Here is a 7,510-nt window from a genome sequence, read left to right as displayed (position 1 = left end):
AAACCCTTTGGCAATATGACGGTTCAGCAAAATATCATGGTTGGTGCGTTTGTCAACACTTCCAGTCCCAAGGAAGCCAGACAGATTGCTGAAGGGATTATGGAAAAGGTCGGCTTGCAGGCTAAGAAAGATGTATTGGCGCTTAACCTGACCATTCCGGAACGGAAAAGACTTGAAATGGCTAAAGCCCTGGCAACCAAACCCAGACTATTGCTCTTAGACGAGGTTTTGGCCGGTTTGAACCCTACTGAAATTGAAGATGCGGTCAAATTGATCAAATCAATCAATAACGATGGGATCACCATAATGATGATTGAACATGTATTGCAGGCCACTATGGCTATTTGCGGCCGCATCGTGGTATTGGATTATGGCAAGAAGATCGCTGAGGGCAGTCCTCAAGAGGTTACCAGTAACCCTGAGGTAATAAAAGCATATTTAGGTGATGAATATGACAATGCTTAAAATTAAAGAAGTAAACTCCGGTTATGGTGATGTTACGGTTCTAAAGGATATATCCTTGAGTATCGAAGAAAGCGAAGTAATAAGTATTGTCGGTGCTAATGGCGCGGGCAAAACCACACTTCTGAACACTGTTTCCGGTATAATTACGCCTAATAGCGGAGAGATCTGGTTCGATAACCAGAGAATAGACCGGCTTCCTCCTCATAAAATAACCGAGTTGGGTATTGTGCAGGTACCTGAAGGCAGGAGGCTCTTCCCGTTGATGACAGTATATGAAAACCTCCTTATCGGGGCCTCATTGCCGCGTTCACGCAGTAAAGTAAAAGAGAATCTGGAATACGTTTTTGAGTTGTTGCCTCGTTTGGAAGAACGTAAGGATCAAATTGGCCGAACCCTGAGCGGAGGCGAACAACAAATGGTAGCCATCGGCAGGGCTTTAATGGCAATGCCGCGTCTTTTGATGCTTGACGAGCCTTCCATGGGACTGTCTCCTTTGCTGGCTGCAACCGTTTTCGAGACTATTGCCAAAATAAGTGAACAGAATATTACAGTACTCCTGGTAGAGCAAAATGTTAAGAAAGCTTTGGGTCTCAGCAAGCGAGGATATGTTTTGGAGAATGGCTTTATCACCCTGGAGGGCTCCTCATCAGAATTATTGAACAACCCTCATATCAAGAAGGCTTATCTGGGATTGTAGAGTCAGGCTGATAGTACAACCTTTCATCATATTCCTCTGGGCTGGACTTCCAGAGGAATATGATTTTTATTTATTGGCACACTATTTGCAATAATTGTACCTGGGGAGATTCTTAATAATTGTTGCTGTCCCCAAATCAATACTTGGGGTTGTGAAATTAGTAACCAGGAGGGGTATCGATGCCAGTGCACGACATCACCGGGGAATCTCTTGTTATTAATGACGTATCGAATAATTCGAACATTTTTTTACGAATGCAGGCTTTATTGGATGCGATCTGCAATGGAATCATTATTATTGACACTGACCGAAAAGTACTTATTTATAATCAATCTGCGGAGAAGATGTTAGGGATCCCAAAGAATTCCGTCCTTAACCGGGATTACACGGAAGTATTCCCCAATGGAAGACTGCATCGAGTATTAACCAGCAAGCAGGGTAGTTCTAATGTAAAGTTTGTCAACAATAATAAGACTTACCTGTCGATGAACAGGCCTATAGTGGTGGAGGATAATGTCATAGGTGCTGTCGCTTTGATACAGGACATATCAGAGTTAGAGCATGTATCGCTGGAACTTGAATACACTAAAAAGCTTAAATCGGAAATGGACGCTATTATAGAGGCGTCATTTGACAGTATTTTTGTGACCGACGCCAAAGGCAATGTTTTAAGCTTAAATGATGCTTATACAAGGATTACCGGTATTAAAGCCGAAGATCTAATCGGCAAGAATATGTATGATTTGGTCGAGCAGGGCTTATATGATCGTTCTGCGACAATTATGGTTATAGAGACTAAAAAATCAGCGACCTTTGTGCAAAATATTAAGAATGGCACAACTTTGCTGGTTACCGGAAATCCCATATTCGATGAGAATGGCGAGTTGGTCCGGGTACTTACCAATGGCCGGGATATCACTGAACTGAACCGCCTCAAACAGGAGGTGGAACAAGCCTATAATTTGAGCAAGCACTATGAAGAAGAATTAAAAAGGATGAGAAGGAATTCCGGCGGAATGGTAGTGTATTCTGAGAAATCCAGAGAAATACTTGACCTGGCTATGCGCATCGGTAAAGTAGACTCAACCGTAATCATTTACGGCGAATCGGGTGTGGGTAAAGAACTGGTTGCCCAGGAGCTCCACAAGAACAGCTCCAGAAGCAATAAACCCCTGATAAGTATTAATTGTGCGGCCATACCGGAAGATCTTTTGGAGTCAGAATTATTCGGTTATGAAAGCGGCGCATTCTCCGGGGCTAAAAAAGCAGGTAAAATGGGCATCTTTGAATTAGCTAACGGGGGCATTCTATTTTTGGACGAAATCGGCGAGCTTCCCATAAACCTGCAATCCAAATTGCTGAGAGTCATTCAAGAGCGGGAGATATTGCGGATAGGAGGAACTAAACCGATTGGTATCGATGTCCGCATTATTGCGGCTACCAACCGCAATCTGCCGGAGATGATCAGAAAAGGTCAGTTTAGGCAAGATCTTTATTACCGTTTGAACGTAGTTCCCATCTATGTTCCTCCTTTAAGGGAGAGAAAAGAGGAGATCCCCCTCCTGGCCTATTATTTTCTGCAAGTATTCAATGAAAAATATAATATGCAAAAGACTCTGGACGAAAGAGTAACCAGCATTTTAATTGACTATGACTGGCCTGGAAATATTAGAGAACTGAGAAATGTCATAGAGCGGGCCGTGGTAACCAGTACCGATACGGTGATCAGCTCCGTCGCGCTGAGGGGCAGCGTTAATCAGACCAAGCCGGAAAATGAAGCGGACAAACAAGATACTCCGGTGATGGATCTCAAGGAAAAAGTACAGGCATATGAAAAGAACCTGATTCAACAGTATGCCAAAATCTTTACCAGCAGCCGCAAATTAGCCAAAGCCCTGGGGGTAAGCCAGACTACCATAGTGCGCAAAGCGGCGCTTTACGGGATTAATCTGGAAGTCAAATGAGAAATCGGCACTTGTGATGGGAATAAGTGCAGTGATACTGATTCCAGCAGCCTGGCGGGATGGCGCGATCTTCTTATTCACCCCATGGCAGTTGATCTTTGATGCGCAGCGCACAAAATAAAATCCATCCATATCCATGTAAACATCCCAGCAGCTATTGAATATAAGCCTCCAGACTCTAAATAAAAAATACATCGATATTTGTCATATTTTAAGGTTGCTTTATAATTATAGATGATCACAGAGAGAACCAAGATATACTGAGCCAAGAGACGGTTGAAAGAAGGCTGCGAATCGGTGACCATCATTATTGTAAATCAGCTGCGGGATCATGCCCTATGAAAATCCTGATGGTGAACACCCTCTTCTATCCCCATGTATTCGGCGGCGCGGAGAAGTCGGTGCAACTGCTCTCCCAGGGTCTGGCCGACCAGGGCCATGAGGTTGTGGTCGTATCGGTGGCCCCGGCAAGGGATGTGAAATATGTGGGCGGGCTAAAAGTCTATTATCTGCCCCCGCACAATATTTACTGGGGCGGGATGTTCGGAAGGGCAGGACGCCTCAAGAAACTGCTCTGGCATCTGGGGGATATTTTCAATCCCGGCATCTACCGGGAGCTGAGCGGGATAGTCGATCGGGAAAGACCGGATATCATACATACTCACATGCTGACCGGGTTGTCAGCGGCCCCGTGGGTGATTGCCCGACGCCGGGGGATTCCGGTGGTGCATACCTTGCGCGAGTACAGCCTGATATGCGAGAGCGCCACCATGTTTCGGGACAACACCAATTGCAGCGGTCAATGCCGGGCTTGCGGCGCTTTCACCGCATTGAAAAAGTACTTGTGCAACCATGGAACGATTAAACATGTGGTGGGTCTTTCCAATTTTATAATCGCCCGTCATCTCCAGCAGGGTTATTTTAAGGGGGTGCCCTATTCCCGGGTATTCAACGGAATAGAAGTGCCTACAACACCCTCCCGTCTGTTGCCAGGCCTTGCCGGGCCTGTCAAAATCCTCTATTTGGGGAGAATTGAACGAGGCAAGGGCGTCTGGGAGATATTGGAGGCCGCCCAACAGATGGCGGGAATAGAGCTCTATCTGGGGGGGCGAGTCCTGGATGATGAGATCCGGGAAAAGATAAAGCAGCAGAAATACCCAGCCCATATACAATTTCTGGGATTTATCGATCCGCAAGAGATTTTGGACCAAATTGATGTGGTTATCGTGCCATCACGCTGGCATGAGCCTTTTGGCAGGGTGGTGATAGAGGCTTATCAGTATGGGAAACCGGTCATCGCCTCCCATAGGGGCGGATTACCCGAAATTGTCATCGAGGGGAAAACCGGTTTCTTGTATAATCCCGACCATGTTCAGGAACTCCTCGCCATACTGAAGAGACTGACAACTGATCCCGGCCTGATTCCGGCCCTGCACAGTCATATCGCCGAACATCTGCAGCAGTTTGACAACAACCATATCGCCCGGCAGTACGAACAGATCTATCAGTCAGTTATTAAACATGATATCAACTAGTCGCTGTAAAATTCTGCAAATGCCAGCTCCACTTTAAACAGGTCCCCGTCTATCTTCACGCTCAACTGCGCGCCGCATATCGCTGCAAAGCTCTGTGCTATTGACAGACCCAGGCCGGATCCTTCCGTGCTGCGGGATTGATCCCCCCGCACAAAACGCTGCAGGATTTCATCTTCCGTAAAGTCCATCTCATAATTGGCGGTATTCTTTACCGTTGCCACAGCGCCACGGCCGTTTTGAATCAGGTCTATATATACCCTGGAGCCCGCCAGTGAATACTTGAGCGCATTGCTGATCAGGTTTTCCCATACCCGGTAGAGCTTCTTGCCGTCGCTGATAATGTAAACCGGCTCTTCAGGAATATTCACCCGGAAGGCCAGCCCGGAGTTGTTGATGGGTTCCTCCATATCGGCCAGAGTCTGTTTGATCAAGCGCCCCAGGTCAATCTTTTCCAGGTCCACCGCCATGTTCTCACTGCTGGCCTTGGAAAGGTCGAACAGGTCCTGAATAAGGTGTTTTAAGCGTTCCGACTTCTGGGCCAGGATGCCGATATAATCCCGGGCAGGCTGCGGCAGGCCCTCTTCCTTTTTTAACAGGTCAACATAACTGATAATCGAGGTCAAAGGGGTTTTAAGATCATGTGAAACATTGGTTATAAGGTCGATCTTCATGCGCTCCGATTTCATCTGGTCAGCCACAGTCTTCATAATGCCCTCCTGAATGGAATTGAGGTTTTGAGCCACCGGATACAGGTCATGCTCGCGGGGTATATCCAGCTTTGCAGCGGCGGGGCCGTTTTTGATTGACTCTATGTGCTTAAACAGGCGTTCCAGATCGTTGACTATTTGGGTGTAGCGCAGACAGTACTGGTAGATCAGGTATATGCCGGCTCCGGCAATCATGACCGCGATCAGGAATAAGATGAACCAATCCCCGGAGTGGGTGCTGGTGATGAGAAACAATACCGAAGTCAAAGCCAGAACGGCTTCCGCCGCCAGCAGCCAATAAAGCCGCTTCAACATGGATTTCTGCCAGGAAGCCCTGTTTTCCAGCTTCAAGTACCACTTGAGCAATGAATTAAGCAGATTGTGGGAGAAAAACGCCCTGCGGTTGTAAAACAAATCAAGAATCATAAGATAAAACCACCACAGTCCGGCCAAAAAGGAGATATTCATCATGGTTGCTTCTAGCCACCAGCCGAGAAAATCGCTTCCGCCAGGGGAAATGCCGAAGATAGGGGAAATGCCGACAGCAAGCGTTAAAACTATTAGTGAGACCAATAACTTGACTTCCAACCACATGTCCCCCGACCAGGCCGCCAGCCGGCGGTCATAGTCGCGCTTTTCAGGCCATTTTATGAGGGCATAGATTAAGAATATCAATCCCAGCAAGGCCAAAACCGGATAAGTCCATTTCATGAATATGAGATACTTTTGCTGCTGATCATAAACGGAGTGTCCGTAGGGATTGGCTGCCAGCACATCATTGATTGCCAGAAACACCCGGTAATTGGCCAAATTTTGGGATTTTTCAGAATCAGGCAGACTAAAGGACAAAGACCCGCCCGGGCCGACCTCGGCGGTCTGATAGTAATATACGTTGCTGAGGCTGGAGATTATATTGCGGTAGCCGCTGTCCAAGCGCTCGGCATCAACCACTGTCCCATGGTCGACGACGGTTATCTTCTCGCCATCGAAGTATAAAAAGTATCCATAGCCTGAAGGCGGCCCCGGCATCTCTCCCGGGTTCAAATATAATGGTTCTTCATCCAGGTTCCCCAGATTCAGGCCGATGTCCGGGTTAAGGACATAGTATCTCAAGTTATTGCCCTCCTGGTTGAGAATCCTTTTAGCCGCGGCGATCTGTGTGTCTTCAACAGTCTCGTTTTCATTGGCCAGTCCCAGTAACAAACTGAAATACCTGGCGGTCTGCGTCTCAAAAACAGAAGTATCTTTAAAATTCTCAACAAAGGGAGCTTTGACTGCTTCCAGACTGCCGTTCGAGTGCAGTATTGCCGCCAGGGCGGCGAATAGCGGAATGCTTAATAGATTGACGGCCAGGAAAAAGCAGATCCAGGCCCGCCACGGTTTAGCAACTTTCAATTTTGTATCCAATGCCCCAAACCACCTTTAAGTATTTCGGCTCTTTCGGGTTGATTTCAATTTTTTCACGGATGCGACGAATATGTACCATGACGGTGTTCTCCACTCCGTAGGCGGTCTCTCCCCATACCCGCGCATAGATTTCCTCGGCAGGGAATATCCGCCCCGGGCTGCGCATCAATAGCTCTACGATCCTGGTTTCAGTTGCTGTCAGTCTTACCGGGTCTCCATCGACAGTCAGGGTATGGCTTTGCAGGTCAAAACGCAGCCCGCCGGATTGCAGGATATCGTGATTCTGAAGGTGAATATCACCCAGGGTCACATAGCGGCGCAGCTGTGACCTTACCCGGGCCATCAGTTCCAGAGTGTTGAAAGGCTTGGTGACGTAGTCATCCGCCCCCATGGATAAGCCCAGAATCTTATCGGTATCCTCCGATTTGGCAGATAGAATGATAATGGGAATGTTTTTTTCCTGACGGATCTTCAGTGTAGTTGACAGCCCGTCCAGCCTGGGCATCATCACATCCAGAATTATCAAATGCACCGTTTGGGTCTGTATCATTTCCAGGGCCTGCAGTCCATCATAGGCCATCAACACCTGATAACCCTCATTCCGTAAGTTGATGGCGATGGCCTGTACGATTTCGCGGTCATCATCAACAACCAGTACGGTATGGTGATCCATATCTCAACAACACCTCCTTCCACTTATAATTTTCAACCACTGAGCCGTAGTTTTACTCTATA

At 47.4% G+C, this 7,510-nt stretch carries 6 protein-coding genes; 4 read left to right on the top strand and 2 right to left on the bottom strand.

The features are described from left to right. The 4 genes from B3W37_RS05015 to B3W37_RS05000 all read left to right on the top strand — a co-directional run. Window positions 1-465, top strand: a 465-nt coding sequence (locus tag B3W37_RS05015; RefSeq protein ID WP_483174967.1) for an ABC transporter ATP-binding protein C-terminal domain-containing protein, incomplete at its 5' end; no start/stop codon positions are given. Beyond that, window positions 458-1,162 (top strand): ABC transporter ATP-binding protein, encoded by a 705-nt coding sequence (locus tag B3W37_RS05010; protein ID WP_483171579.1) that lies wholly within the window; start codon window positions 458-460, stop codon window positions 1,160-1,162. The genes B3W37_RS05015 and B3W37_RS05010, both read left to right, overlap by 8 nt. 179 nt (window positions 1,163-1,341) lie before the next feature. Further along, window positions 1,342-3,126, top strand: a complete 1,785-nt coding sequence (locus B3W37_RS05005; protein WP_483174966.1) for a sigma-54 interaction domain-containing protein — start codon at window positions 1,342-1,344, stop codon at window positions 3,124-3,126. Window positions 3,127-3,464: 338 nt separating this feature from the next. Beyond that, window positions 3,465-4,661 carry a glycosyltransferase family 4 protein gene (locus B3W37_RS05000; RefSeq protein ID WP_483174965.1) on the top strand — a complete coding sequence of 399 codons (1,197 nt, stop codon included), beginning with the start codon at window positions 3,465-3,467 and terminating at the stop codon, window positions 4,659-4,661. Here B3W37_RS05000 and B3W37_RS04995 read toward each other — a convergent pair. After that, window positions 4,658-6,775: a sensor histidine kinase gene (locus tag B3W37_RS04995; protein ID WP_483171582.1), complete on the bottom strand. Its 2,118-nt coding sequence runs from the start codon at window positions 6,773-6,775 to the stop codon at window positions 4,658-4,660. The two genes, B3W37_RS05000 and B3W37_RS04995, sit on opposite strands and share 4 nt — an antisense overlap. Continuing rightward, window positions 6,750-7,448 (bottom strand): response regulator transcription factor, encoded by a 699-nt coding sequence (locus B3W37_RS04990; protein ID WP_481042627.1) that lies wholly within the window; start codon window positions 7,446-7,448, stop codon window positions 6,750-6,752. Before B3W37_RS04990 ends, B3W37_RS04995 begins: the two co-directional genes overlap by 26 nt. Window positions 7,449-7,510: the final 62 nt, after the last annotated feature.

It is taken from the genome of Syntrophomonas sp. UBA5494, assembly GCF_002426325.1.
The sequence above is the reverse complement of the archived record's forward strand: the minus strand, read 5'-3'. Positions and strand labels throughout refer to the sequence as shown.